This window comes from Arthrobacter sp. ov118 (assembly GCF_900116495.1).
GTDB lineage: Bacteria > Actinomycetota > Actinomycetes > Actinomycetales > Micrococcaceae > Arthrobacter.
Map to the genome: position 1 here is coordinate 1 of NZ_FPAY01000009.1, position 25,289 is coordinate 25,289.

The 25,289-nt window shown below is 67.3% G+C and carries 22 protein-coding genes and 2 riboswitches; of the genes, 15 read left to right on the forward strand and 7 right to left on the reverse strand.

What is annotated here, in order from left to right:
* A partial coding sequence (locus BM372_RS15390) for an IS30 family transposase (RefSeq protein WP_143111494.1) occupies positions 1 to 183 on the forward strand: 183 nt, incomplete at its 5' end.
* Between the two features lie 119 nt (positions 184 to 302).
* On the forward strand, positions 303 to 2,021 hold the full coding sequence (locus BM372_RS15395; RefSeq protein ID WP_090956339.1) for a SulP family inorganic anion transporter: 1,719 nt from the start codon (positions 303 to 305) through the stop codon (positions 2,019 to 2,021).
* 94 nt (positions 2,022 to 2,115) lie between these two features.
* On the opposite strand, the gene BM372_RS15400 is transcribed toward BM372_RS15395, so the two are convergent.
* Both BM372_RS15400 and BM372_RS15405 read right to left on the reverse strand, forming a co-directional pair.
* The gene (locus tag BM372_RS15400; RefSeq protein WP_090956340.1) at positions 2,116 to 2,787 is read right to left on the reverse strand and encodes a response regulator; all 672 of its coding nucleotides are present in this window, start codon (positions 2,785 to 2,787) and stop codon (positions 2,116 to 2,118) included.
* Positions 2,780 to 4,564 (reverse strand): sensor histidine kinase, encoded by a 1,785-nt coding sequence (locus BM372_RS15405; protein ID WP_256214314.1) that lies wholly within the window; start codon positions 4,562 to 4,564, stop codon positions 2,780 to 2,782. Before BM372_RS15405 ends, BM372_RS15400 begins: the two co-directional genes overlap by 8 nt.
* Before the next feature lie 170 nt (positions 4,565 to 4,734).
* Between BM372_RS15405 and BM372_RS15410 the strand changes: the two genes are divergently transcribed.
* The 4 genes from BM372_RS15410 to gatB all read left to right on the forward strand — a co-directional run bounded on the left by BM372_RS15410 (position 4,735) and on the right by gatB (position 9,733).
* Positions 4,735 to 6,210: a CitMHS family transporter gene (locus BM372_RS15410; protein WP_090956341.1), complete on the forward strand. Its 1,476-nt coding sequence runs from the start codon at positions 4,735 to 4,737 to the stop codon at positions 6,208 to 6,210.
* 151 nt (positions 6,211 to 6,361) lie between these two features.
* A complete protein-coding gene (gene gatC / locus BM372_RS15415) occupies positions 6,362 to 6,658 on the forward strand; it encodes an Asp-tRNA(Asn)/Glu-tRNA(Gln) amidotransferase subunit GatC (protein WP_090956342.1) in 297 nt (98 codons plus the stop codon).
* 4 nt (positions 6,659 to 6,662) lie between these two features.
* Positions 6,663 to 8,228, forward strand: coding sequence for an Asp-tRNA(Asn)/Glu-tRNA(Gln) amidotransferase subunit GatA (gene gatA, locus BM372_RS15420; RefSeq protein WP_090956343.1), 1,566 nt, complete (start codon positions 6,663 to 6,665; stop codon positions 8,226 to 8,228).
* Complete coding sequence (gene gatB, locus BM372_RS15425; protein ID WP_090956344.1) at positions 8,228 to 9,733, forward strand: Asp-tRNA(Asn)/Glu-tRNA(Gln) amidotransferase subunit GatB; 1,506 nt, start codon at positions 8,228 to 8,230, stop codon at positions 9,731 to 9,733. Before gatA ends, gatB begins: the two co-directional genes overlap by 1 nt.
* Positions 9,734 to 9,743: 10 nt before the next feature.
* Here gatB and BM372_RS15430 read toward each other — a convergent pair whose 3' ends face one another.
* Positions 9,744 to 10,649, reverse strand: a complete 906-nt coding sequence (locus BM372_RS15430; protein ID WP_090956501.1) for a LysR family transcriptional regulator — start codon at positions 10,647 to 10,649, stop codon at positions 9,744 to 9,746.
* 158 nt (positions 10,650 to 10,807) lie between these two features.
* Here BM372_RS15430 and tdh point away from each other — a divergent pair, with 158 nt between their 5' ends.
* From tdh to BM372_RS15445, 3 genes are all read left to right on the forward strand, one after another.
* Positions 10,808 to 11,854 carry an L-threonine 3-dehydrogenase gene (tdh, locus tag BM372_RS15435; protein ID WP_090956345.1) on the forward strand — a complete coding sequence of 349 codons (1,047 nt, stop codon included), beginning with the start codon at positions 10,808 to 10,810 and terminating at the stop codon, positions 11,852 to 11,854.
* Between the two features lie 68 nt (positions 11,855 to 11,922).
* On the forward strand, positions 11,923 to 13,134 hold the full coding sequence (locus BM372_RS15440) for a glycine C-acetyltransferase (protein WP_090956346.1): 1,212 nt from the start codon (positions 11,923 to 11,925) through the stop codon (positions 13,132 to 13,134).
* A 184-nt stretch (positions 13,135 to 13,318) separates the two neighbouring features.
* Entirely contained in the window at positions 13,319 to 13,564 is a 246-nt protein-coding gene (locus BM372_RS15445) for a PLD nuclease N-terminal domain-containing protein (protein WP_256214317.1), read from the forward strand.
* A 55-nt stretch (positions 13,565 to 13,619) separates the two neighbouring features.
* On the opposite strand, the gene BM372_RS15450 is transcribed toward BM372_RS15445, so the two are convergent.
* Positions 13,620 to 14,060 (reverse strand): hypothetical protein, encoded by a 441-nt coding sequence (locus BM372_RS15450; protein WP_090956348.1) that lies wholly within the window; start codon positions 14,058 to 14,060, stop codon positions 13,620 to 13,622.
* A 550-nt stretch (positions 14,061 to 14,610) separates the two neighbouring features.
* Here BM372_RS15450 and BM372_RS15455 point away from each other — a divergent pair.
* Positions 14,611 to 15,705, forward strand: coding sequence for an NAD(P)/FAD-dependent oxidoreductase (locus BM372_RS15455; protein WP_090956502.1), 1,095 nt, complete (start codon positions 14,611 to 14,613; stop codon positions 15,703 to 15,705).
* An 11-nt stretch (positions 15,706 to 15,716) separates the two neighbouring features.
* On the forward strand, positions 15,717 to 16,961 hold the full coding sequence (locus BM372_RS15460; RefSeq protein ID WP_090956349.1) for an amidohydrolase family protein: 1,245 nt from the start codon (positions 15,717 to 15,719) through the stop codon (positions 16,959 to 16,961).
* A 72-nt stretch (positions 16,962 to 17,033) separates the two neighbouring features.
* On the opposite strand, the gene BM372_RS15465 is transcribed toward BM372_RS15460, so the two are convergent.
* Positions 17,034 to 17,714: a histidine phosphatase family protein gene (locus BM372_RS15465; RefSeq protein ID WP_090956350.1), complete on the reverse strand. Its 681-nt coding sequence runs from the start codon at positions 17,712 to 17,714 to the stop codon at positions 17,034 to 17,036.
* A gap of 109 nt (positions 17,715 to 17,823) precedes the next feature.
* Between BM372_RS15465 and BM372_RS15470 the strand changes: the two genes are divergently transcribed.
* Positions 17,824 to 18,591, forward strand: a complete 768-nt coding sequence (locus tag BM372_RS15470) for a CPBP family intramembrane glutamic endopeptidase (protein ID WP_090956351.1) — start codon at positions 17,824 to 17,826, stop codon at positions 18,589 to 18,591.
* A 185-nt stretch (positions 18,592 to 18,776) separates the two neighbouring features.
* Here the strand turns inward: BM372_RS15470 and BM372_RS15475 are convergent, their stop codons facing one another.
* The gene (locus BM372_RS15475; protein WP_090956352.1) at positions 18,777 to 19,415 is read right to left on the reverse strand and encodes a VOC family protein; all 639 of its coding nucleotides are present in this window, start codon (positions 19,413 to 19,415) and stop codon (positions 18,777 to 18,779) included.
* 229 nt (positions 19,416 to 19,644) lie between these two features.
* A riboswitch (SAM riboswitch) is annotated at positions 19,645 to 19,760 on the forward strand.
* Positions 19,761 to 19,821: 61 nt separating this feature from the next.
* Between BM372_RS15475 and BM372_RS15480 the strand changes: the two genes are divergently transcribed.
* The 3 genes from BM372_RS15480 to BM372_RS15490 all read left to right on the forward strand — a co-directional run bounded on the left by BM372_RS15480 (position 19,822) and on the right by BM372_RS15490 (position 24,150).
* A complete protein-coding gene (locus BM372_RS15480; protein WP_090956353.1) occupies positions 19,822 to 21,138 on the forward strand; it encodes a bifunctional o-acetylhomoserine/o-acetylserine sulfhydrylase in 1,317 nt (438 codons plus the stop codon).
* A 189-nt stretch (positions 21,139 to 21,327) separates the two neighbouring features.
* Positions 21,328 to 21,443, forward strand: a riboswitch (SAM riboswitch).
* Between the two features lie 11 nt (positions 21,444 to 21,454).
* Positions 21,455 to 22,597, forward strand: coding sequence for a homoserine O-acetyltransferase MetX (locus BM372_RS15485; protein ID WP_090956354.1), 1,143 nt, complete (start codon positions 21,455 to 21,457; stop codon positions 22,595 to 22,597).
* A 170-nt stretch (positions 22,598 to 22,767) separates the two neighbouring features.
* On the forward strand, positions 22,768 to 24,150 hold the full coding sequence (locus BM372_RS15490; RefSeq protein WP_090956355.1) for an MFS transporter: 1,383 nt from the start codon (positions 22,768 to 22,770) through the stop codon (positions 24,148 to 24,150).
* 91 nt (positions 24,151 to 24,241) lie between these two features.
* Here BM372_RS15490 and BM372_RS15495 read toward each other — a convergent pair whose 3' ends face one another.
* Positions 24,242 to 25,141, reverse strand: a complete 900-nt coding sequence (locus BM372_RS15495; RefSeq protein ID WP_090956503.1) for a LysR family transcriptional regulator — start codon at positions 25,139 to 25,141, stop codon at positions 24,242 to 24,244.
* Between the last annotated feature and the right edge of the window lie 148 nt (positions 25,142 to 25,289).

The following is a 25,289-nucleotide window of genomic DNA, read 5'->3' on the forward strand; positions in this document are numbered from 1 at the left end:
CGCGGCTCGAACGAAAACACGAACGGACTGCTGCGCCAGTACTTCCCCAAAGGCACCGACCTGTCCGCCTACGGGCCAGAGGATCTCGAGCTCGTCGCCCAGAAACTCAACGGCCGCCCACGCAAAACGCTCGACTGGGATACCCCAGCCGAGCGCCTGCGTGATCTACTACTAACGACCTAAGCCGCCAAACGTGTTGCAACGACCACTAGAAACCGCCACTCCTAATGGGCCGTAAGTGACCCCGCGTTGCTCGAACCGGGACTCTGGCGGAACGGCTGGACTTGGAGTATGAAGAGCGCATGACCAAGGCGCAAGGGCAGAGGCCTTCCAGGGTCCCGCTCGTCGGCCAGTTCCGCTCGTACGACCGTGGGTGGCTGCGCGGCGATCTGATCGCCGGGGTAACCGTCGCGGCCCTGATCGTTCCGAAGAATCTGGGCTACGCAGGAATCGCCGGGATACCGCTGCAGAACGGCTTGTATGCCGCGGCCGCCGGCGCCATCGTCTACGCGATCTTCGGCACGTGCCGGCAGATCTCGATGGGGCCGAGCTCGGGCCTGGCGGCGGTGGCCGCGAGTGCCGTGCTCGCGGCAGGCATCATTGGCGAGCAGGATGTCGCCTCGTTCGTTGCCGGAATCACCCTTGCCTCCGGAATCCTGTTCCTGATTCTTGCCGTCTTCAAGATGGGCTGGATTGCGCAGTTCCTCTCGAAGGCCGTGGTCACCGGCTTCCTTTTCGGCGCGGCGATCGACGTCGTCATCGGGGAACTGCCCAAACTCACCGGGACCGAGGTCACCGGCTCCAACCCGATCCAGGAACTGTGGTCCTGGCTGGGAACCCTAGGCGAGGCGCAGCCGGCCACCGTCGTGGTGGGCGTCATCGCGCTTGCCGTTGTCTTCGGGCTGAAAGCCGTCGCTCCCCAAGTCCCGGGCGCCTTGGTCCTGGTGGTGGGCGGGTTGCTGGCTGCGGCGCTGTTCGATCTCGGGGCCAAAGGCGTGGCCCTGGTGGGCGACGTGCCCAGCGGCCTGCCCTCGCTTCAGGTCCCGGACGGCCAGCTGATGTGGGACCATGTGGGCACCGTGGCCCTCGCGGCGGTGGCACTGGTCCTGATCGGCTTCTCCCAAACCGCCGGGGATGCGAGGGCCTTTGCCGCCAAACACCGCTACCAGATCGACATCAACCAGGAATCCATTGCACAGTCGATGGCCAACATTGCGTCAGGACTGTTCAAGGGGATGCCCGTCTCGACGAGTCTGTCAGCGAGCTCGCTGAACGACCACTCCGGGGCGAAGACCGGACTTGCCTCCCTCACGTCGGGGGTCACAGTCTTGCTCACGCTGCTCTTCCTGGCGCCGCTGTTCTCGATCCTGCCGAAGCCGGTGCTGGCGGCGCTGATCATCGAGGCCGTCGTCATGGGCATGATGAACTTTCCGGAGCTGCGGCGGCTGGCGCGGGTGCAGAGGTTCGACTTCTGGATTGCGATCGCAGCGATCATCGGCACCCTCATCTTCGGCGTGCTCGCGGGCGTCGTGATCGGGATCGGCCTCTCGATCTTCTGGCTCGTCCTGGTGGCCACCCATCCGCAGATGCCCTCGCTCGGCCGCGAACCGGGCACCCAGGTCTTCCGTGAGGCCGACGAGCACCCCGGCGACGAGATCGTTCCAGGCGTTGCCGTGATCCGCTTCGACGGTGGCCTCTTCTTCGCCACCGCCGACGCACTGGAGGACCGTCTGCGCGAAGTCATCCAGTCAACGCCGGGGCTCACGGGGATTGTGCTCGACTGCGGCGGGATCAACTTCGTCGACTCCCAGGGTGCAGCGAAGCTGGCGGATATCGTGGTCCTCGCCCGCGAGTCGGACGTCAACCTGCGCCTGACCCGGCTCAAGCCTGCGGTTCGGGCGGTCCTGGAGCGCGACGGCGCGATCGAGCGCATCGGGGCGGACATGATCCACGGCAACATCCACCGGGCCGTTCAGGCGGAGCAGGCGGCGGCCCGGAAAGAGCGTGACGGCACCACCTAGAAGCAACGCGGGGTCACTTACGGCCCATTCCGGCACCCAACATGGGCCGTAAGTGACCCCGCGTTGCCCGTGTCCCGGTGCTGCCCAGCCGGCGCTAGCGGCCGGTTCCTGCGGGGAGCCCGTAACGGTGCTCGGGCCGGCCGGTGGTGCCGTAGCGCAGTTGAATGTCGACGGCGCCGTCATCTGCCAGCGAGGACAGGTACCGCTGGGCGGTGGCCCGGGACACTCCCACCCGGGCGGCGACGTCGGCGGCCGAATACTGTTCGCCGGGAACCAAGGATTCCAGCACCGCGGCCTCGGTGGCGGACCGGGGCCGCGCCGTAACGGCGACGTCGCCCGGGATCAAGGCGCGCTTGGCGCGTTCCACCGTCTCTTGGTTGACCGAGCCCGGCTGCGCCAGGATTCGGCGGTAGCGGGCGTAGGAACGCAGCTGCTGGGAGAGGGATTCGGCCGTGAAGGGCTTGAGCAGGTAGCCCAGGGCGCCCCGGCGGAAGGCGAGCCGGAGCGAGGCCGTGTCCGAGGCTGCGCTCAGGATCACGGTGTCCACGTCCAGCTGGTGCAGCAGGTCCAGTCCCGAAGCGTCCGGCAGGTAAACATCCAGCAGCACCAGGTCCGGGCGCAGGCTGTGGATGGCCTGCAGCGCCTGCGACGCCGAGCCGGCCGGCGGCAGCGCCAGGAAGCCGGCCACTGAATCCACATAGGCGGCGTGCAGCTTCGCGACGTGGAAATCATCGTCGACAATCAGCACCCGTAAATCCTCAGACATCGTTGTCCCTTCCGGTTGGCTCAGTGGTCCCGGGCAGCGTGGTTCTCAGTTCAGTCGTCCCGGGCAGCGTGGTTCTCAGTTCAGTCGTCCCAGGCAGCGTGGTGCCCGGCAGCGTGGCGACGAACACGGCGCCCGGGCCGCCGGGGGAGCCGGGGTCCAGCACCCGCACGTCCCCGCCGCGCCGGCGCGCGAGCTGCCGGGACAACGCCAGCCCCAGGCCCTGCCCGGCGCCCGCCCGCGCCGGCCGTTCCGACGTCGTATAGCCTTCCGCGAAGACCGCCTCCGCGCCCGCGGCGCTGGCGCCGGCGCCCAGGCCGTCGCCGGAATCCGCGACGACGATATGCAGGGTGCCCGGGCCGCCGTCGGCGCCGGGTTCGTCCAGCACTTCCACTTCCACCCAGCGCTCGGCCGCGGAACCGGCGACGGCGGCGTTCACGGCGTTGTCAATCAGGTTGCCCAGGACGGTGGTGACATCCTGCGGCTCGGTGACGTGGCCGCGGACCACGGATTCAGGGCCGAGACGCAGGCTCACACCGCGCTCGTCGGCCTCGACCCCCTTGGCGCCGAGGAAGGCCTGCAGGTAGGGGTCCTGGAGTAATTCGGCCTGGTCCACCGGGAACGCCAGCGGCCCGGTGCCCGCGAGCTTGGCCAGATAGTCCTGGGCCTGCTGCGGCTGGCCGATGCTCATGAACCCGGCGATCGTGTGCAGCTGGTTGGCGAACTCGTGGCGCTGCGCCCGCAGGGCAGCGGACATGGTGCCGACGGCGTCGAGCTGGCGGGTCAGCTGCTGCAGCTCGGTCCGGTCCCGCAGCATCACCACCCAGCCCAGGTCCTCGCGGCCATGCAGGGCCTTGCGGGCACTGACCACCAGGACCCGGCCGCCGGCCACGAGTTCCACCGCGTCGCCCTCCGCCGCGTCGGCCTTGGTCAGGGCCTTCAGCTGGGCCGGGACGGGCGCCGTGCTCCAGGCGGTGCCCGTGAGATCGGGAACGCCGAGCAGCCGCTGGGCGGCGGCGTTGAAGACGCTGATCCTGCCGTCGGCCGCGACGCCGATCACGCCGTCGTCGACGCCCTGCAGCACGGCCACCTGGTCGTGCACCAGGGTGCTGATTTCCTCTGGTTCCAGTCCGAGCGTCAGCCGCTGAAGCCGCCGCCGGAGCAGAAAGGAGGCCAGCACGCCGGCCAGCAGTGCGCCGGCGGCCGTGGCGGCGATGGGGACGATGTCCCGGCCCAGGCTCTGGCTGATGGTTTCGGTGGAGTAGCCCACGCTCACTTCACCCACGATTTTGGTGGAGTCCGGGCCAAAGACAGGGACCTTTGCACCTGCCGAGGGGCCCAGCGTGCCCGTGTTGCGGGTGGTGACCTCCTTGCCGGCGAGGGCCTCGGAGGGGTCGGTGCTGACCTTTTCGCCCAGCCGGTCGGCATCCGGATGTGCCAGCCGGATGCCGGTTTCGTCCGTGATGACGACGAACAAGGCGCCGGTGCGGCTGCGGGCTCCCTCCGCGGCGGCCATCAGCGGCCCGGCCAGGAGTTCGGCGGCCGGAGGAGCGGCAGGAAGGGCGCTGATGGACTGCACGTCCGCCCGGACGGCCGGGTCTGAGGCAACGGTCCGCGCCAGGGTAAGCGCCTGGTTCTCGGCCTCGCGGCCCAGCCGGTCGTAGGTCAGCCAGGCATGGACGGCGCCGCTCAGGAGCACGACGAGCACCACCACACCCAGCTGCAACAGCAGTGTCTGGGTGGAAAAGCGCAGGGCCGGCAGGGCTGTGCGGCGCTTCATCGGGGCTCCTGGCTGGGGTTCGGACGGGTGTGAGCACAATGCGCAAAATGCATCCAATAAGCAGTATGCCAATCAATTGAACCAAAGACCCGGCAGTGACGGACGCCACTCTAATGTCTGTAGTGCGCATCACACCGCAGTGGTGCCATTCAATGAAGAAGGAGCCGGCCGTGCTGGTATTACTCGGATTCGCCATGATCGCGGTATTCATGGTGCTGATCATGACGAAGAAGTTGACGCCTGTGCTGGCGCTCATCATCGTTCCCACAATTTTCGGACTTTTCGCCGGCGCAGGCCTCGGCATCGGCCCCATGGTGATGGATTCCATGAAGTCCATGACCTCCACGGCCGCGCTGCTGATGTTCGCCATCATCTACTTCGGCCTGATGATCGACGTCGGGCTCTTTGACCCGCTGGTCCGGTTCATCCTGCGCAAGCTCGGCAACGACCCCGCCAAGGTGGTCCTGGGCACCGCGATCCTCGCCGCCGCAGTATCCCTGGACGGTGACGGCTCCACCACCTTCATCCTCACCACCGCCGCGATGCTGCCGGTCTACCTTCGGCTGAAGATGAGCCCCGTGGTTCTGACCTGCGTGGCCGGCCTGGCCAACGGCACCATGAACATCCTGCCCTGGGGCGGTCCCACCGCCCGCGCAGCAACCGCACTGAAGATCGACGTCAACGATGTCTTCGTTCCCATGGTCCCGTCCCTCATTGCAGGCCTCATTGTGGTGCTGGTCTTCTCCTGGCTGCTCGGTCTGCAGGAACGCAACCGCCTCCGCGCCGTCGCACCGGAAATCTGGGGCACCCCGGATTCAGCTGCACCGTTCGACGGCGATGTCGACGGCGGCGCAGCCGGCGGCAGCACGGCCGGTGGTTCCGGCCGCGGCCGCAGCGGATTCGGCCCCACCGGGACCTCGCCCGCCGGCGGCGGTTCGGTAGCCGTCCTGGAGCGCACCGAGACCCTCGTTGATGACCGCGACTCCGCCATGGCCGACACCGCCCTTGACCCCAACCGCAAGACCCTCCGCCCCAAGCTGTTCTGGTTCAACCTCGGCCTGACGGTTGCAGTCATGGTGACGCTGGTCGCCAACATCATCCCGCTCCCGTTCGTCTTCATGGTCGGCTCCGCCATCGCCCTGCTGGTCAACTTCCCGAAGGTCAAGGACCAGGGCGCCCAGCTGATCGCCCACGCACCCTCGATCGTCGCCGTCGTCAGCATGGTCATGGCCGCCGCGGTCCTGACCGGTGTCCTCAACGGCACGGGCATGGTCAAGGCCATGTCGGAATGGCTGGTCCAGATCATCCCCGCCGACATGGGGCCGTTCATGGCCATCATCACCGGCGTCCTCAGCATCCCGATGACGTTCTTCATGAGCAACGACGCCTTCTACTTCGGCGTCCTGCCGGTCCTCAGCGAAACGGCCGCCCACTACGGTGTCAGCGCCGCCGACATGGCACGGGCCTCCATCACCGGCCAGCCCTTCCACCTGCAGAGCCCGCTGGTCCCGGCCATCCTGCTCCTTGTCTCCCTCGCCAAGGTGGATCTGGGTGACCACCACAAGAAGGTCCTCTGGCGCACCGCCGTCATCTCCCTGGTCATGCTCGGCGTCGGAGTGGCAACCGGAGCCATCGGCATCGGCTAACCCCACCAACGCAACACCAAGAACAACTGCAAGAAACCAACGCGGGGTCACTACGCGCCCAATCCGGTCCGCCGGATGGGCCGTAAGTGACCCCGCGTTGCTTGTTAGTAGACTGGGACGGAAAATAATCCTTACCTTGCAGGGGAGATCCATGGCTGCGATCAACCGCGACGACGTTGCGCATCTCGCTCGTCTCGCGCACATCGAGATGAGCGCCGAAGAGCTCGACAGGATGGCCGGCGAACTCGCCGTCATTGTCGAATCCGTGAAGTCCGTCAGTGAAGCGGCCGGTGATGACGTCCCGGCCACGTCGCACCCGATCCCGCTGACCAATGTGTTCCGCGAGGATGTTGTGGGACACACATTCACCGCCGAGCAGTCCCTCTCCGGTGCCCCCGACGGGTATGAAGGCCGCTTCAAGGTCCCGGCAATCCTGGATGAGGACTAAGAACATGACTGAGAACAACGAACTGATCCGCCTCTCCGCCGCCGTGCTCGCCGAGAAACTGGCTGCCCGCGAGGTCACCGCCGTCGAGGTCGTCCAGGCCCACCTGGACCGCATTGCCGCCGTCGACGGCAAGGTCCACGCCTTCCTGCACGTCAATGCCGAGGAGGCGCTCGCCGTCGCCGCCGAGGTGGACGCGATCCGCGCCGCCGGCGGCGCCGCCGCCGAGGAACTCCACGTCCTCGCCGGCGTGCCGATTGCCGTCAAGGACCTCATCGTCACCATCGGGCAGCCCACTACGGCCGGCTCGAAAATCCTCGAAGGCTGGCACAGCCCCTACGACGCCACCGTCGTGGAGCGCCTGCGCGCCGCCAAGATGCCGATCCTGGGCAAGACCAACCTCGACGAATTCGCCATGGGCTCCTCCACCGAGCACTCCGCCTACGGTCCCACCCGCAACCCGTGGGACCTGGACCGCATCCCCGGCGGCTCCGGCGGCGGGTCCGCCGCCGCCGTCGCGGCCTTCGAGGCCCCGCTGGCCCTCGGCACCGACACCGGCGGCTCCATCCGCCAGCCCGGCGCCGTCACCGGCACGGTCGGCGTCAAGCCCACCTACGGCGGGGTCTCCCGCTATGGCGCCATCGCCATGGCCTCCTCGCTGGACCAGATCGGCCCGGTCTCCCGCACCGTGCTGGACTCGGCCCTGCTGCACCAGGTCATCGGCGGCCACGATCCCCGCGACTCCACCTCGCTGCCGGACCCGCTTGAGGACCTCGTGGCCGCGGCCCGGACCGGCAACGTCGAGGGCATGAAGATCGGCATCATCAAGGAACTCCACGGCGAGGGCTACCAGGCCGGCGTCGAGAACCGCTTCAACGAGTCCCTCGACCTGCTCAGGAGTGCCGGCGCGGAAATCATCGAGGTCTCCTGCCCCAACTTCAAGTACGCCCTGGGCGCCTACTACCTGATCATGCCCTCGGAGGCCTCCTCCAACCTGGCCAAGTTCGACGGCGTCCGCTACGGCCTGCGGGTCCTGCCCGAAGAGGGACCGCTGACGATCGAACGCGTCATGGGCGCCACCCGCGCCGCCGGCTTCGGCGACGAGGTCAAGCGCCGCATCATCCTGGGCACCTACGCCCTGAGCGCCGGCTACTACGACGCCTACTACGGCTCGGCCCAGAAGGTGCGCACCCTGATCCAGCGCGACTTCGAGGCCGCGTTCGCCCAGGCGGACGTACTGATTTCCCCGACGGCGCCCACGACGGCGTTCAAGCTGGGCGAGAAGCTGAACGACCCGCTGGCGATGTACCTCAACGACGTCGCCACCATCCCCGCCAACATGGCCGGCGTCCCCGGGCTGTCCCTGCCCGGCGGCCTGGCCGACGAGGACGGACTGCCCGTCGGCATCCAGCTGCTGGCCCCGGCCCGCCAGGACGCCCGGCTGTACCGCGTCGGGGCTGTCCTGGAGTCCCTGCTCGAGGCGCAGTGGGGCGGCCCGCTGCTGGAGAAGGCTCCCTCGCTGACGTCCGCTTCGCTCACTGACACTCTCGCGAGCCACGGAGGTTCACACTAATGACTGACGCAACCCTGAGCTTCGACGAGGCCATGGAGAAGTACGATCCCGTCCTGGGGTTCGAGGTCCACGTGGAGCTCAACACCAAGACCAAGATGTTCTCCTCCGCGCCCAACGTGTTCGGCGATGAGCCCAACACGAACGTCAACGAGGTGGATCTGGGCATGCCCGGCGTCCTGCCGGTGGTGAACAAGACCGCGATCGAGTCCTCGATCAAGATCGGCCTCGCGCTGAACTGCAAGATCGCCGAAACCTGTCGCTTCGCCCGGAAGAACTACTTCTACCCGGACACCCCGAAGAACTTCCAGACCTCGCAGTACGACGAGCCCATCGCGTATGACGGGTACCTGGACATCGAGCTCTCCGACGGCGAGGTCTTCCGCGTGGAGATCGAGCGCGCCCACATGGAAGAGGACGCCGGCAAGCTGACCCACATGGGCGGCGCCGCGGGCCGCATCCAGGGCGCGGAGTACTCCCTGGTGGACTACAACCGCTCCGGTGTGCCGCTGGTCGAAATCGTCACCAAGCCCATCCAGGGCGCCGGCAGCCGGGCCCCGGAACTCGCAAAGGCCTATGTGGCCGCCGTCCGCGAGATCGTGAAGAACCTAGGTGTCTCGGACGCCAGGATGGAGCGCGGCAACGTCCGCTGCGACGCCAACGTCTCGCTGCGCCCGCACGGCCGCGAGCGTTTCGGCATCCGTTCCGAGACGAAGAACGTGAACTCGCTGCGCGCCGTCGAACACGCCGTCCGCTACGAGATCCAGCGGCACGCCGCCGTCCTGGATTCCGGCGAGCCGGTCACCCAGGAAACCCGGCACTGGCACGAGGACACCCGGACCACGACGTCGGGCCGGGCCAAGTCCGACGCCGACGACTACCGTTACTTCCCGGAGCCGGACCTCGTCCCGGTGGTCGCCTCACGTGAGTGGGTCGAGGAGCTGCGGGCCACCCTGCCCGAGCCGCCGGCGGCCCGCCGCAAGCGGCTGCAGGCTGACTGGGGCTACTCGGACCTGGAGTTCCGCGACGTCGTCAACGCCGGCGTCCTGGACGAGATTGAGGAAACCATCGCCGCCGGTGCCACCGCCACGGTGGCCCGCAAGTGGTGGATGGGTGAGATCGTGGGACGGGCCAAGAACGCCGACGTCGATCCCGGCCAGCTGGGCGTCCAGCCGGCCACCATCGTGGAACTGAGCAAGATGGTCGAGGATGGCAAGATCAACAACAAGATGGCCTCCGAGGTCCTGGACGGCGTGCTCGCCGGCGAGGGTACGCCCGCGGAGATTGTCCAGAAGCGCGGCCTGGCTGTGGTCTCGGACGACGGCCCCCTGCTCGAAGCCATCGACGCGGCCCTTGCCGCTCAGCCGGGCGTCGCGGACAAGATCCGCGGCGGCAAGGTCCAGGCCATCGGCGCGATCGTGGGTGGCGTCATGAAGGCGACCCGAGGGCAGGCCGACGCCGGCCGTGTCAAGGAGCTGATCCTGGAACGCCTCGGCGTCGAGGCCTAAAGCCCGCGCCTCAGGTGACCAGCTCGGTCATGATGGTCTGCAGTGCTTCGCAGACCATCATGACCGAGGTGCGCTTAAGGTTCTCCGGCCGGGCCAGGACATCGATCCGGCGCCGGGTGCTGATGCCCTCCAGCGGGCGCAGCACAATCTCCGGATTCAACACGGGCCGCGCGGTGTACCGCGGGAGCAGGCCGATCACGCCGCCCGCCGCCACGAGCGCCGCCACCGTCGAATAGTCATTGATCCGGTGCGCGATGTTCAGTTCGCGGCTGGACACCGCTGCGAGGGCGGAGAGCACGTCGGCGGGGGAGTAGCCGGCGCGGCTGGTCACCCACGCTTCGCCGACGACGTCGTCCGCCGTCACCGCGCGCTGGCCGGCGAGCCGGTGCCCCGCCGGCAGCGCCACGTCCAGCGGCTCATGGGCGAGCGGGATCACCGCGACGCGCTCCTTGGGCCACCGCGGGCTGTGATCCATCCGGTGCGCGAGCACCAGGTCATAGCGTGCCGTCAGGGCCGGGAAATCCTGCTGCGCCACGTCCTCGTCGAAGAGCAGGACCCGCGGCTGGCCGGGCGCGTCCAGGAGCCGGGCCAGGGGAGCGAAGAGCGCCTGCCCCGCGCTGTGGAAACCGCTCAGCGTCACCGGCGCCACGGTCGAGCCGTGGTAGGCGCCGATCGCCATCTTCGCGTCCGCCATCGCGCTGACGACGGCGGCGCCGGCGTCCGCCAGCACCTGCCCCGCCTCCGTGAGCACCAGGTTCCGGCCCTCCTTGCGGGTCAGCGGAACCTCCACGGTCTTCTGCAGCGCGGCCAGCTGCTGGGACACGGCCGACGGCGTCACGAGGAGGGTTTCCGCGACGGCCTTGACGCTGCCCAGCGCGCCGAGCTCGCGCAGCATTTCCAGCTGGTGGATTTCCATGCCAGCCATTCTATGCAACAGCTATTCCTAAATCGTCGATTGAGAAGAATTCGGTTGTGCTAATGCTTTGGGGTGGGTCTAATGGGGTGAGTTGTCCTCCGCGGCCGGCGCGGCCGCGTGCAAAACACCGCGAGCAAACCACACAGTGAGGAAGGCCCATGAAGGCTCTCTACAAGGCCGGCGCCCACGCAGGATTCGAACTCGTCGACCGCCCCGAGCCGGAGACCGGCCCGGGCGACGTCAAGATCCGCGTCATGACCACGGGCATTTGCGGCACGGACTTGCACATCCAGTCCTGGGACGCCTGGGCGCAGGGCATGATCAACGCCCCGCTGATCGCCGGCCACGAGTTCTACGGCGAAGTCGTCGAGATCGGCGAGGACGTCCGGGACGCCAAAGTCGGGGACCGGGTCTCGGGCGAAGGCCACATCGTCTGCGGGATCTGCCGCAACTGCCGCGCCGGCCGCCGGCAGATGTGCATCCACACCGTCAGCGTCGGCGTCCAGCGCGACGGCGCCTTCGCCGAGTACGTGGTGATCCCCGAGACCAACGTCTGGGTCCACCAGGACCCCTCCGTCACCCCGGAACTGGGTGCGATCTTCGATCCCTTCGGCAACGCCGTCCACACCGCCCTGAGCTTTCCGCTGGTCGGCGAGGACGTGCTGATCACCGGGGCCGGGCCGATTGGTCTGATGGCGATCGCCGTCGCACGGCACGCCGGTGCCCGCAAGATCGCCATCACCGACGTCTCCGCGCCCCGGCTGGACCTGGCCCGGAAGCTGGGCGTCGACCTCGCGATCGACGTCTCGAAGATGCGGGTCAGGGACGCCCAGCGGGAGCTCGGGATGCGTGAGGGCTTCGACATCGGCATGGAAATGTCGGGACACCCCACCGCCCTGCCTGAGATGATCGACAACATGAACCACGGCGGCCGGATCGCAATGCTGGGACTGCCCAGCCAGTCCATCGACATCGACTGGGGCAAGGTGGTCACGCACATGCTGACCATGAAGGGCATCTACGGCCGCGAAATGTTCGAGACCTGGTACGCGATGAGCGCCATGCTCTCCTCCAATCCGGTCCTGCACGCCAACATCTCGGCCGTGGTCACGGACTCGCTGCCCGCGACGGACTGGGAAAAGGGCTTCGAAGTGGCCCGCGCAGGGGCCGGCGGCAAAGTTGTCCTCGACTGGACCGTCTTCTAGACCGCTCTCCAGAGCACCCCAGACCCCGCCCACTGCCCCGAATCCACCCAGCTGAGGAGCCAACCTAAATGTATTCAGCCATCAAGGACCAGCTGCAGCACGAACTCGACGAGATCCGCAGCGCCGGCCTGTACAAGACCGAGCGGCACATCGACTCCCCGCAGGCCAACCGCATCACCGCCGGCCAGATCGGCGAGTCCGGCGCGGACGTGCTGAACTTCTGCGCCAACAACTACCTCGGCCTCGCCGACCACCCAGACATCATCACCGCCGCCAAAGCCGCCATGGACGAACGCGGCTTCGGCATGGCCAGCGTCCGCTTCATCTGCGGCACCCAGGACCTGCACCTGGCCCTGGAGCAGCGCGTCTCGGCGTTCCTCGGCACCGAGGACACCATCTTGTTCTCCAGCTGCTTCGACGCCAACGGCGGCGTGTTCGAATCCCTCTTCGGCCCGGAAGACGCCGTCATCTCCGACGCCCTGAACCACGCCTCCATCATCGACGGCATCCGGCTGTGCAAGGCCCAGCGCTTCCGCTACGCCAACCAGGACATGGCTGACCTCGAAGCGAAGCTGGTCGAGGCCAGCACGCAGGAGAACCCCGCCCGCCGGATGATCATCGTCACGGACGGCGTCTTCTCGATGGACGGCTTCCTGGCCCCGCTGGAAGCGATCTGCGACCTCGCCGAAAAGTACGACGCCCTGGTCATGGTGGACGACTCGCACGCCGTGGGCTTCATGGGCGCCACCGGTGCCGGCACCCCGGAACACGCCGGCGTCTCGGAGCGCGTGGACATCTACACCGGCACCTTCGGCAAGGCCCTCGGCGGCGCGTCCGGCGGCTACGTCTCCGGCCGCCGCGAAGTGATCGCCATGCTCCGCCAGAAGGCCCGCCCCTACCTGTTCTCCAACTCGCTGGCCCCGGCGATCGTCGCGGCCACGCTCAAGGCCCTGGACCTCGTGGAAAACTCCGGCGAGCTGCGCAGCAAGCTTTTCGCCAATGCCGAGCTCTTCCGCAACCGGATGAGCGAGGAAGGCTTCGAGCTGCTCCCGGGCGAACACGCGATTGTTCCGGTGATGTTCGGTGACGCCGTCATGGCGGCCAAGGTCGCTGACGCCATGCTGCACAACGGGGTCTTCGTCACGGCGTTCAGCTATCCGGTGGTGCCCAAGGGCGCTGCCCGGATCCGCGTCCAGCTCTCCGCCGCGCACAGCTCCGACGACGTCGAGGCCTGCGTCCAGGCGTTCGTCCGCAGCCGCGCGGCCGTGGCCGCAGCCTAGGGCGGATCCCCGAGGCCGGGCCCCACGCATGGGTCCGGCCTCACGGTCGGGATCTTCAAGCGCAACGAGTCGGGCACGCAGGCTGTGACTGTGGTCAGGGCGAGGTCAGTGGTACCGTTTGCGGCAGAACGCGGGCCATGTTTGGGAATCGGGGGAAGAAAAGTTGCTAGCCGGATCCGAGAGCGTGAACCCGATCGTTCCTACTGCCTGGGAAGGCATGGTCATTGTTGCGGGCATCATCTGTGCCGCAATGTTCATTGGTGCGCTGATCGGCATCGCACGGAGCAGGAACCACACGCCTGCCGGCAGAGCGCTCTGGCTATTGATTGTGTTGGCGCTGCCAGTTTTCGGCCCAATGCTCTGGTTCCTCACGGTACGAACGTCGTTCAAGTTCAACAACGATGTCCATTCGGTTGAGCACAGGCATTGAGGCCCTACAGGAGACGCATGAACGACCGTAACTGACGGTAAAAGGGCCGGTCACTTCATCCGCGGAAATCGGGGCCGAGGTTCAACAACCAGGAATTGTCATTCCATCTGAGTGAAAATTTAACCTCCGCAGGGTTTCCGGATGGGTCCGTGGTGTTGACTCGCACGGCAGTGACGTCCGGGGAAAGTTCCGAAGAATAGACTGGGGTGTATCCAGAGTCGTTGACTCCGCCCCACTCCGAAATCATCAACTGGGCGTTAGAGTCCGCAGTTTGCGGGCCGGGCTGTGCAAGCTTGACCAGCTGGTCCTTGTCTTGGGCATTCAGAGCCTGCATAACCGAGGAGACCACCGCATCGCGTTTACCGAGATCGGGTGCCGGTCCGCTCGTGCAGCCGCTAAGTGATGTAGCCGAGAAGAGCAGGACAACGCATGCCATAAAGGTCGTGGCCAGCAAACGGATTTTCATCGTCTCGATCCTGTAGTTCTCAATGCCCACCAGTTCTGCCCTGGATCTGCATCCTACATATTCCCGGATAGATCCTCCATGAACGCGCTGCTGAAATGGGTGAAGACGGCGAGGCCGAGCGGGCGAGCGTTATCCCATCAAAGACGGGACGGGCAGGAGGGCCGGATGGGTCCCTTGCGGGTCCGGCCGCGGCGTCAATAGCGTGGATCGGGACCCGCCCCACGAGCCAAGGACTGAAATGCCCCACCTGCCGTCACGGACCCACGCTCCGCTCCTGCCACCGGCAGCCGGATGCCCCTCCGAACAGTCCTGACCTCCCGGCTCCGCTGGGATCTACCTGTTTCCCTTGTGGTGTTTCTCGTTGCGGTCCGGATTGCGGACCGGCGAGCTGCACCTGAGAGGGCTGTTCTATGACGTTGCCACGGCCCAGGTCCTGCAGGTGATCACCGCCGTCGTCAGCCACCTGGACCCTGTTCCGCGGACCATCGACAACATCGACACACTGATAACACTGTGGAGGCCGCTCGCCCGGGCGCAGGTCACGGCGCGGCCCGACACGACAATCTGCAAGGATGGGACCATGTCAGCTCATTACGATGTCGTAATTGTCGGCGGCGGTATCGCCGGCCTGTCCCTCGCCTCAGCCCTGGCCGGAAAATGCAGCGTGGCGCTGGTCGAAGCGGAGCAAACCCTGGCGTACCACACCTCGGCCCGCTCGGCCCGGCAACTGATCCCCAGCTACGGCCCGCCCGTGGTCCAGGAACTCACGGTGCGGACCCTGGAACTGATCGCCGGCCAGGACGCCGGCCGGCCGGAACCGGTGCTCTCACCGCGCAGCTTTCTGCTGATCGGGGACGAGGCCACCGTCCGGGCCCAAGCAAGCGGCCACATGCGCCGGATCACCCACGCCGAGGCACTTGATCTTTGCCCGGCCCTGGTCCCGGATTCCTTCGCCGCCGCCGGCCTGGACACCGGCTCCTTCGCCTGCAACGCGCCGGTGCTGCTCGAGGACCACCGCCGGCGCGCCGAAGCCGGCGGCGTGGACATCATCACCGGCGCCAGGGTGCACTCGGCCCAGCGCCTCGGCTCCGGCTGGGAACTCGGCGCCGGGCAGGAAGGCTTCCAGGCCGCCGTCGTGGTCAACGCCGCCGGCGCCTGGGCGGACGAACTTGCCGTGCTCAGCGGGGTCGAAAAGGTCCAGCTGCAGCCGTACCGGCGCACCGCGGCGATCGTCGACGTCGAGCATCCCCTCCCGGAAATCTGCCCCATGGTGGCCGCCGCAGACGACAGCTTCTACTTCCGGCGCGACGGCGAACAGGTCCTCATCTCGCCGTCGGAGCACGAACCGAGTGGCCCCGAGGACGCGCAGCCGCACCCCGGGGACATCGAACGGCTCGTCGCCCGGCTCAACACCCTCACCACGCTGGGCATCCGGGGTGTCCGCACATCCTGGACCGGACTGCGGACCGAAGCGGCCGACGGCGTCCCGGTGGTGGGGTTCGACGCCGAAGCCCCCGGCTTCTTCTGGCTCGCCGGCCAGGGCGGATACGGGTTCCAGACGTCCTCCGGCATCGCCGAACTCGCCGCCGGGCTGATCCTGGCCGGGCAGGAGCCCGGTCCGGCATCCCGGACAGCGGAGGCGCTCGCCGCGACCCGCTGGTCCATCCGGCGCTGAAGAATGGATCCATGAGCACCCTCATCACCAATATCGCCGAACTCATGACCCAGGACGCGGACCACCGCGTCCTCCGCGACGCGGCGGTGGTAATCGAGGGCGAGCGGATTTCCTGGCTCGGCTCCGCGGCAGACGCGCCGGCGGCCGACGAGGCCGTGGACGCCGGCGGCCGGGCGCTCCTGCCCGGCTGGGTCGATTCCCACACCCACCTGATCTTCGCGGGGGACCGCACCGCCGAGTTCGAGGCCCGGATGGCGGGGGAGAGCTACAGCGCCGGCGGGATCGCCGTGACCACGGGCGCCACCCGGAGCACGAGCGACTTCGACCTGACCCGGCTGGCGATGGGCCGGGTCGCCGAGGCCGCGGCCCAGGGCACCACCTACCTGGAGACGAAAACGGGCTACGGCCTGGATGTGGAGAACGAGGCCCGCAGCGCCCGGATCGCGTCCACGGTCGCGGACGAGGTCACTTATCTGGGCGCACACTTGGTGCCGGCCGGGACGGACGCGGAAGCCTACACGGACCTGGTGTGCGGGCCGATGCTTGCCGCGGTCCGGCCCTACGTCCGCTGGGCCGACGTCTTTTGCGAACGGGGCGCCTTCAACGAAGACCAGTCCCGCCGCGTGCTGAAGGCCTGCAAGGACGCCGGGCTGGGGCTGCGCGTCCACGGCAACCAGCTCGGCGAGGGACCCGGCGTCCGGCTGGCCGTGGAATTCGGCGCCGCCAGCGTGGACCACGTGAACTACCTGTCAGCCGGGGATATCGACGCGCTCGCCGGCAGCTGGTCCGGCTGGGAGAACGGCGCCCGCACTGGCGCCGGTGACGGCCCTGGGGCAGCCGGACAGCGCGGCACGGTCGCTACCTGCCTGCCGGCCTGCGACCTCTCCACCCGGCAGCCGCTTGCCCCCGGCCGGGAACTGCTCGACGCCGGCGTCCAGTTGGCGCTGGCCTCCAACTGCAACCCCGGCACCTCCTACACCAGCTCCATGGCGTTTTGCGTCACCACGGCCGTGCTGCAAATGCGGCTCAGCGTCCATGAAGCGGTGCGCGCCGCGACCTACGGCGGCGCGCTGGCCCTGGGGCGGGAGTCCGGGAACGACGTCGACGGCGAACGCGCGGTGGGGTCAATCGCCGTCGGACACCGGGCGGATCTGCACCTGCTCAACGCGCCCTCGGCCACGCACCTGGCCTACCGGCCCGGCATCCCCTTGACGCACGCCGTCTGGCGGGCCGGAGTCGCCCAGCCCGTGCGCTAGGTGACCGTGCGCGAGGCGGCGCTGGATCGGCACCGGAAGCAGGCGCTGGGACCGGCACCGGAGTGGCTGGGCTTAGAAGATCATGGGCGGGGCGTCGAGGACGGTTTCGTCCACCCGCTTCGTTTCCCACTGCGTGAAGGGCTTGTCGAGCTCGTACTTGCCGCGCGCGGTGCGCAGCAGGGTGCGGACCTCGGCGTTCTCCGGGTTGTTCAACGACTCGAAATACTCCACGGACCAGTGGAACCAGCGCATGCAGAACAGTCGCATCGTCAGGCCGTGCGTCACGAACAGCGCATTCGGGGCGTAGCCGGGCTTCGACCAATGCCGGTGCAGGGTCTCCATGAACGAGGAGATCCTGTCGTACACGTCCGAGCCGGACTCGCCCTCGCGGAAGCGGTAGAAGAAGTGGCCGTAGGCGTTCCTGAGCTCCTTCTGGTCCTCGATGTCGCCGGCGATCTGAAAGTTCGCCCAGTCCTGCTCCCGCAGCCGCGGTTCCTCGATGACCCGTTCCACCAGCGGGCCGAGGTTGAGCGCCTCAAGCGTCTGGTAGGCGCGCAGGTAGGGGGAGACGTACACGCACACCGGCCGGCCGTCGAGCTGGCGGCGGACATCTTCCCCGGCGGCCGTCGCCTGCTGCAGTCCTAGGGGCGTCAGCGGAATCCGGTAGTCCGGAACGCGGTTGTAGATCGAGGTGTCGGCATTGGCGGCGGACTGCCTGTGCCGGATCATGATGATTTTCCGGGGCGCACTCATAAACCCCAAGCTTAGGGCTCCGCATAAACCGGTGCCGCCGGGCGGACGGGGACGCCGGAGACCGCCGGGACACCAGCAAACTATCGGCAACTGAAGGCAAGATAGGAACATGCTGGTTCCCTCCCGCCGTCGGCTGCGGTTTGAAGTCTTGATTGTCCTGGGGCTGTCCCTGGGGCAGTCCGCGGTGTACTCCGTGGTGCAGTTGCTGGACAAGATGACCAGGGCGCCGCTGGCCCAGGGCACGTCCACGCTGAACCGGTCACAAAGCACGCGGGAATACTTCGACCTCACCTACCAGCTGCTGGACATTCTCTTCGCCCTGGTGCCCGTGGTCCTGGTGATCTACTTCCTCACCGAGCACTGGCCCACGGGAGAGCGCGGCACCTCGGCGTTCCGAAGGATCGGTTTCGACTTCGCCCGGCCCGGCAAAGACCTCCTGCAGGGCCTGGGACTCGCCGCGGCCATCGGCATCCCGTCCCTGGGACTCTACGCCGCCGGCCGGGCGCTGGGCATCACGACGTCGATCATCCCCAGCGCACTGGACGCGTACTGGTGGACGGTGCCGGTGCTCGTCCTGTCCGCGATCCGGCACGGGATCGTGGAGGAAGTGATCGTGGTGGGCTACCTGCTGGACCGGCTCGGAAAACTCGGATGGAGCACCCCGGCGGCCATCGCGGCCAGCGCCGTGCTCCGCGGCAGTTACCACCTCTACCAGGGATTCGGGCCGTTCATAGGCAACGCCGTGATGGGCGTTGTCTTCGCCCTCGTCTACACCCGGACCAGGCGGATCATGCCGCTCGTGATCGCCCACGCCACCTTGGATACAGTTGCGTTCGTGGGATTCAGCCTGTTCGGCAAGGCAGTGGGCCTGGGCTGACGCGGCTGGGCTGACGGGGCTGGGCTGACGGGCCTGGGCTGACGGGGCTGGGCCGACGGCGCTGGGCTACGGGCCCGCACGGCTAAGGGACCCGCGGGGGCCTTAAAATAATTCGGCCGCCATCTTGCGGGTGACATCATTGGCACCCGCAAGATGGCGGCCGAAGTTTGGGGCAGGTTGGTGCTTTAGATCGTGACCGCTCCGGTGGCGGTCTCGAAGGTGACGGAGAGGATTCCAGGCGTGCCGTGCGGCGCGATCCAGTGCACGGCGACGTCGTCCAGCGGTTTCTCCACGGGCTCGCCCAGCCATTCCGTCACGCGCTCGGCCGAGCCGGCAATGGTCAGTGCAGACATCTTGACCTCGCTCGGGTAGGCGTTGGAGGGGTGAAGCTCCGGGTCGCCTTCCCACTTGAGCATGTACGGCACCTGGGGGTCGGCGATGAGCCCCAGGATCCCGATCTGCTTCCAGACCAGTTCGCGGCCGTCAGGGAACTTCCGGTTGCCGTTCACGGCCAAACGGCCAAGCCGATCCTCGAAGGGGGCGAGGTCGTCAACTTCGACGCACCAGCCCATCCAGCCGCCGCCGGCTTCCGAGCGTGCCCGGACAGCCTGGCCGAAGGGCGCCTTGTCCGACGCCGGGTGGTTCAGGACCTCGACGACTTCCAGGTACTTATGTCCCGCGAGCGGGATAATCATGTTGCGGGTCCCGAAACGGGGGTGGACTCCACCCTTCACGGCTTCGACGCCGAGGGCGGATGCAATACGTTCAGTGGTGGCTGCCAAGCCATCGTGTTCACAGGCGTAAGAGACGTGATCCATGCGCATGACCTCATCTTGGCATTTTGTGATGGACCTCTCAGCTTAGGCTCGCCTTCCCAACGTGGGATGTCCGGGCGGCGCCGTCGGCCCAGGTGGCCAAAGCCGCGCCAGTCCGCGGATTTGCGGCCCGGCATCCCAAGTGCAGACGCCGCCGCGGAGGGGGAGAAGGCCGTCATCTTCATCTTTGTCACAAACCTATTCACCGACCTGCCGCCGTTCCTACACTGATAGCCAAGGTCATGAGTGCCAGCGCACAGCCCCGGCTTGCTGGCCGGCAACCCTCGTATCGCGGTGGGGTGCCCCGGGTGAAGACCCGGCCGTCCGGCGTCCGCCGGAGGGCAAGCGCGGCGCCTGCGCCGGTCCGGGCCGATGGCCCCGGACGGTGCTGTGCCCAGTTCCTTGAGGAGCGTTCATGTCCACTGCCTGGTCCTTTGAAACCCGCCAGATCCACGCCGGCCAGGAGGCGGACTCCGCCACGGGCGCGCGGTCCCTCCCGATCTACCAGACGACGTCGTTCGTCTTCCCCAGCGCCGAGAGCGCCGCGAACCGCTTCGCGCTCGCCGAAATCGCCCCGATCTACACCCGGATCGGCAACCCCACCCAGGACGCCGTGGAACAACGCGTGGCCAGTCTGGAAGGTGGTCTCGCGGCCCTGCTGCTCAGCTCCGGCCAGGCCGCCGAGACCTTCGCGATCCTCAACGTCGCCGAAGCCGGGGACCACGTGGTGGCCAGCCCGAGTCTCTACGGCGGAACCTACAACCTGCTCGCCCACACGCTGAAGAAGTTCGGCATCTCCGTAACGTTCGTCGCGGACCCCGACAACCTGGACCAGTGGCGGGACGCCGTCCAGCCGAACACCAAACTGTTCTTCAGCGAAGTGGTCTCCAACCCGCGGCAGGACGTGCTGGACATCGAAGGCGTCTCCGAGGTGGCCCACGAGGCCGGTGTGCCGCTGATCGTTGACAACACACTCTCCACCCCCTACCTGATCCGTCCCATCGAATGGGGCGCAGACATTGTGGTCCATTCCGCCACCAAGTACCTCGGCGGACACGGCGCGGCGATCGCCGGTGTGATCGTCGATTCCGGCAACTTCGACTTTGGCAAGGACCCTGACCGGTTCCCCGGTTTCAACACCCCGGACCCCACCTACAACGGCCTGGTCTACGCCCGGGACCTCGGCGCGGACGGTGCGCTGGGCGCCAACCTCTCCTACATCCTCAAGGCCCGGGTCCAGCTCCTGCGCGACCTCGGCTCGGCCGTGTCCCCGTTCAATGCCTTCCTCATCGCCCAGGGCATCGAGACGCTGAGCCTGCGGGTCGAGCGCCATGTGGCCAACGCCACCAAGGTTGCGCAGTGGCTCGAGGAACGGGACGACGTCGAATCGGTCGCCTACACCGGGCTGCCGTCCAGTCCCTGGTACGAGCGTGGCCGCAAATACGGCCCGCGGGGAACCGGCGCCGTCGTCGGGTTCAACATCGCCGGCGGAGCCGAGGCGGGCAAGCGGTTTGTCGATGCCCTCGAGCTGCACTCGCACGTCGCCAACATCGGTGACGTCCGATCCCTGGTGATCCACCCGGCGTCGACCACCCACAGCCAGCTCTCGGCTGCTCAGCAGGCCGTGGCCGGTGTGACCCCGGGGCTGGTGCGGCTCTCCGTCGGCCTGGAACACATCGACGACATCCTCGCGGACCTCGACGCCGGATTCCGGGCGGCCAAGGGCGCGTAGCCGGGCGCGGGGCGGAGCCGCGGAATTCGCTGAGTTCGCCGGAACCCGTCGAGTTCGCCGGTGCCTTCCGGCGTTTTCGGAGGCTTCCGGCGAACTCGGCGAGGCGGGTGCAGGTGCCGGCCGCCGGGCTGTCACACGGAAGTCACAATCTTGGTCTTTTCCGCACCCTCTTTCGTACACTCGTACAAAGGTCATGAGTGCCAGCGACAGCCCCGGCTTGCTGGCCGGCAACCCTCCTTTTGCGGCGGGGTGCCCCGGGTGAAGACCTGGCCTGCCGGTCTGCTGACGGCGGGCAAGCGCGAAGTTAGGTCCTCATATGACGATTGCCCTCACCCGCACGGGTGTTCCCCAAATCAAACCGTCCCGCAACCGCGCGCCGGACGGAATCGTCCAGTACGTTCGGATCGGCGATCTGCAGCTTGAATCCGGTGCCACATTGCCGGACGTGGTCCTCGCTTTCGAGACGTGGGGGACACTGAACGCCGACGCCTCCAACGCCGTCCTGATTGAGCATGCGCTGACGGGCGACACCCACGTGACCCGCGGTGCCAGCGAGGAACCCGGCTGGTGGGAACAGCTGGCAGGTCCCGGCGCCCCGGTGGACACCGACAAGTACTTCGTCGTGTCGATCAACATCCTGGGCGGCTGCTCGGGCTCCACGGGCCCCTCCTCGCCGGCCCCGGACGGGCGGCCGTGGGGATCGAGGTTCCCCCTCGTCACACTGCGGGACACCACCGCGGCCGAGGCACGGGCGGCCGATGCCCTGGGCGTCGATTGCTGGTACGCCGTGTTGGGCGGCTCGCTGGGAGGTGCCCGCGCCCTGGAATGGGCCCTTACGTACCCCGAACGGGTCCGGCGCTGCGCCGTGATTTCCGTCGGGGCGAGCAGCACCGCCGAACAGATTGCCTTCGCGCAGGCCCAGACCCTGGCCATCCGCCAGGACCCGCACTACAACGGCGGGGACTACTACGGCGGTCCGGAGCCCGAGTCGGGACTCGCGCTCGCGCGCCGCATCGCACACATCACGTACCGCTCCGCGGCCGAGCTCGAGGGCCGGTTCGGTCGGAACGCCCAAGGGTCCGAGGCGCCGCTGGCCGCCGGACCGCTGGCCGGCCGCGGCCGTTATCAGGTGGAAAGCTACTTGGACCACCAGGGCAACAAACTCGCCCGGCGTTTCGATGCCAACAGCTACATCGCTATTACCGAAGCGCTCATGAGCCACGACGTCTGCCGCGGGCGCGGAAGCCTGCGGGAGTCCCTGTCCGGTGCCACAGCCGAGTTCCTGGTGGCGGCCGTTGACTCGGACCGCCTGTACTTCCCGGCCCAGTCCCGTGCGCTCGCCGAGGCGCTTCCCGGCGGCCCGGATCTGCACATCATCGAGGCGCCGATCGGCCACGATGGCTTCCTGACCGAGATCGGCCAGCTCAGCAGCCAGTTGCGGGAATCCTTCTTCGGCTAGGCGCGGTGCGGCACGTGTGCATTTTTGCAGACAGGCTCTGCGGTAATGGCCGTTGAGACTCCGGGCGGGAGCGGTCATACTCGTGGGTAACGACGCCATGTGCTAAAAATCACACGCGTCCTGAGCCCAATGGTCCACAGGGTGTCGATGACGACACCGAAGGAGTCACAATGAGTACGGAAAACGCCGCCGCGAGGGGCGAAGAAACGGTCGACGTTAAAGCGTCCGGCCTAAAGAAGGTAGTGGCCGCCTCAATGGCCGGGACCGTGGTGGAGTGGTATGAGTTTTTCCTCTACGCCTCCGCCGCCACCCTTGTATTCGGCAAGTTGTTCTTCCCGAATACGGGTTCGGAACTTGACGGCATCCTTGCCGCTTTCCTCACCTACGCGGTCGGCTTCATTGCCCGCCCCATCGGGGGCATCGTCTTCGGCCACTTCGGGGACAAGTTCGGCCGCAAGCAGCTGCTGCAGCTGAGCATCATCCTGGTCGGAGTTGCCACTTTCGCGATGGGCTGCCTCCCGACCTTCCAGCAGATCGGCTACTGGGCTCCGGCCCTGCTGGTCCTCCTGCGCTTCGTGCAGGGCTTCGCCGTCGGCGGTGAATGGGGCGGCGCAGTCCTACTCGTCGCCGAGCACAGCCCGAACAAGTCCCGCGGCTTCTGGTCCAGCTGGCCGCAGTCCGCTGTCCCGATGGGCAACCTGCTCGCCACCGCCGTGCTGTTCATCCTGTCCTCGGTGTTGTCGTCCGCTGACTTCCTGAGCTGGGGCTGGCGCGTGGCATTCTGGCTCTCCGCCGTGATCGTGCTCATCGGTTACTACATCCGCACCAAGGTCCAGGACGCCCCCATCTTCCTGGAGGCCCGCAAGGAGGTCGAGTCCGGCCACAAGGGCTACGGCGTCGCCGAGGTTTTCCGCCGCTACCCGCGCGGTGTCTTCACCGCCATGGGTCTGCGCTTTGCGGAAAACATCCTCTACTACCTTGTTGTGACCTTCTCCATCACCTACCTGAAGGTCATAGTCCAGACGGACACCTCGCGGATCCTGCTCCTGCTGCTCGTGGCGCACCTGATCCACTTCGCAGTGATCCCGATGGTCGGCAAGCTCTCCGACAACGTCGGCCGCAAACCGGTCTACATGGCCGGCGCTGTCCTCGGCGGCACCTGGGGCTTCTTCGCCTTCCCGATGATGGACACCAAGAACGATCTCATCATCCTCGCGGCGATCACCATCGGCCTGCTGTTCCACGCCCTGATGTATGCCGGCCAGCCGGCGCTCATGGCCGAGATGTTCCCGACCCGGATGCGCTACTCCGGTGTCTCCCTGGGCTACCAGGTGACCTCGATCGTGGCCGGCTCGCTGGCTCCGATCATCGCCGTTGCCCTGCTGAGCCAGTACAAGTCCTCCGTGCCGGTGGCGGTTTACCTCCTCGGCGCCTGCGTGGTCACGGTGGTGGCTGTGATCTTCCTCAAGGAAACCCGCGGGATCTCGCTGCGCGACGTCGATGCTGCCGACGCCCGCGGCACCGCGGATCTCCTCGCCGCCTCCAAGAAGTAGGCAAGAAGTAAAGTCGAATCCTCAACGGCAACAGCCCGGGTCCCCGCAGTGCGGGACCCGGGCTGTTGCCGTTGGCGGGCCGGATGAGCCGTCAGCCCGCCAGGACGTCCTGCCGTTCCTTGACCTCCGTGCGGATCGCGCCCAGCACCGCCTGTACCGGTGCGGATCGCAGCGACTCCGCGCGGGCAACCGCCCAGATCGGGAGCTGGCGCTGGAAATCATCCGGCAGCACGGCAACGAAACCGGGCTTCCCGACAACCATGAAATTGGGTAGCAGCCCGATCCCGGCACCACGGCGCACGGCCTCGAGCTGGGCGAAGATGCTCGTGGCCTGGAAGCTGGACCGCGGCACGGGCAGCCGGGTGGAACGATGGCCGAGTTCTGCCACCTGCAGGGCCGACTCCACATAGGACACAAACCCGTGCTGCCGGACGTCATCGAGCGTTGCCGGAAGCCCGCGCCCCTGCGCATATTCCGGGCTCGCGTACAGCCGCAGAAAGTAGTTGCTCAGGAAGATGGCTTCCGCGTGGGCGACCTCCAGGTTGCCGACCACCACCTCGAGGTCCACTCCGGAGCGGTTTTGGCTGGCCTTGCGGGTGGCGCTGAGCAGCTCCACGTTGAGCAGCGGGCTGTCGCGCTGAAGCCGCACCAGGGCCGGCGCGAGGAACTCGGCACCGAACCCGTCTGGCGTGCTGATCCGGACCAGGCCGGAGAGCGCGTCGCCGTCCCGGGCAAGAGTGCCCGAGAGGGCGCCCAGGGTTCCTTCGATGGCCTCCGCCGCGGCGACGGCCTGGCTGCCGAGTTCGGTCAGTTCCCAGCCGTGCGGGCTCCTTTCCAGCGTCCGGCCGCCCAGCTGTTTGTCCAGGGCCAGGATCCGGCGGGAAATGGTGGTGTGCGTGGTGCCCAGCGTCTCCGCCACCGCATTGAACCGGCCCAGCCGCGCAACGGTCAGCAGGATCAGCAGGTCATCCGGGCTGGGAAGCCGCCGCAGGTCCACTAGAACTCCTCCGCTTCACCGTGTGCATCTGTGCACATGGCATCTTTAGTTTTTTACCTTGATTGCACTCTACCAGTGTGTGATCGTTGTCACTGAAGCCGGTCATGGGGCCGGCATATGCGCAAACCAAGCAAAGGAGCTT

What these genes read in the sequence shown, in the direction of transcription:
- BM372_RS15470 (WP_090956351.1), top strand. Translation starts at nt 17,824, where the DNA reads ATGCTGGTTCCCTCCCGCCGTCGGCTGCGGTTTGAAGTCTTGATTGTC.
- BM372_RS15440 (WP_090956346.1), top strand. Translation starts at nt 11,923, where the DNA reads ATGTATTCAGCCATCAAGGACCAGCTGCAGCACGAACTCGACGAGATC.
- BM372_RS15465 (WP_090956350.1), bottom strand. Translation starts at nt 17,714, where the DNA reads ATGAGTGCGCCCCGGAAAATCATCATGATCCGGCACAGGCAGTCCGCC.
- BM372_RS15400 (WP_090956340.1), bottom strand. Translation starts at nt 2,787, where the DNA reads ATGTCTGAGGATTTACGGGTGCTGATTGTCGACGATGATTTCCACGTC.
- BM372_RS15490 (WP_090956355.1), top strand. Translation starts at nt 22,768, where the DNA reads ATGAGTACGGAAAACGCCGCCGCGAGGGGCGAAGAAACGGTCGACGTT.
- BM372_RS15430 (WP_090956501.1), bottom strand. Translation starts at nt 10,649, where the DNA reads ATGGAAATCCACCAGCTGGAAATGCTGCGCGAGCTCGGCGCGCTGGGC.
- gatC (WP_090956342.1), top strand. Translation starts at nt 6,362, where the DNA reads ATGGCTGCGATCAACCGCGACGACGTTGCGCATCTCGCTCGTCTCGCG.
- BM372_RS15405 (WP_256214314.1), bottom strand. Translation starts at nt 4,564, where the DNA reads ATGAAGCGCCGCACAGCCCTGCCGGCCCTGCGCTTTTCCACCCAGACA.
- BM372_RS15485 (WP_090956354.1), top strand. Translation starts at nt 21,455, where the DNA reads ATGACGATTGCCCTCACCCGCACGGGTGTTCCCCAAATCAAACCGTCC.
- tdh (WP_090956345.1), top strand. Translation starts at nt 10,808, where the DNA reads ATGAAGGCTCTCTACAAGGCCGGCGCCCACGCAGGATTCGAACTCGTC.
- BM372_RS15455 (WP_090956502.1), top strand. Translation starts at nt 14,611, where the DNA reads ATGTCAGCTCATTACGATGTCGTAATTGTCGGCGGCGGTATCGCCGGC.
- BM372_RS15480 (WP_090956353.1), top strand. Translation starts at nt 19,822, where the DNA reads ATGTCCACTGCCTGGTCCTTTGAAACCCGCCAGATCCACGCCGGCCAG.
- BM372_RS15475 (WP_090956352.1), bottom strand. Translation starts at nt 19,415, where the DNA reads ATGCGCATGGATCACGTCTCTTACGCCTGTGAACACGATGGCTTGGCA.
- BM372_RS15395 (WP_090956339.1), top strand. Translation starts at nt 303, where the DNA reads ATGACCAAGGCGCAAGGGCAGAGGCCTTCCAGGGTCCCGCTCGTCGGC.
- BM372_RS15460 (WP_090956349.1), top strand. Translation starts at nt 15,717, where the DNA reads ATGAGCACCCTCATCACCAATATCGCCGAACTCATGACCCAGGACGCG.
- gatA (WP_090956343.1), top strand. Translation starts at nt 6,663, where the DNA reads ATGACTGAGAACAACGAACTGATCCGCCTCTCCGCCGCCGTGCTCGCC.
- gatB (WP_090956344.1), top strand. Translation starts at nt 8,228, where the DNA reads ATGACTGACGCAACCCTGAGCTTCGACGAGGCCATGGAGAAGTACGAT.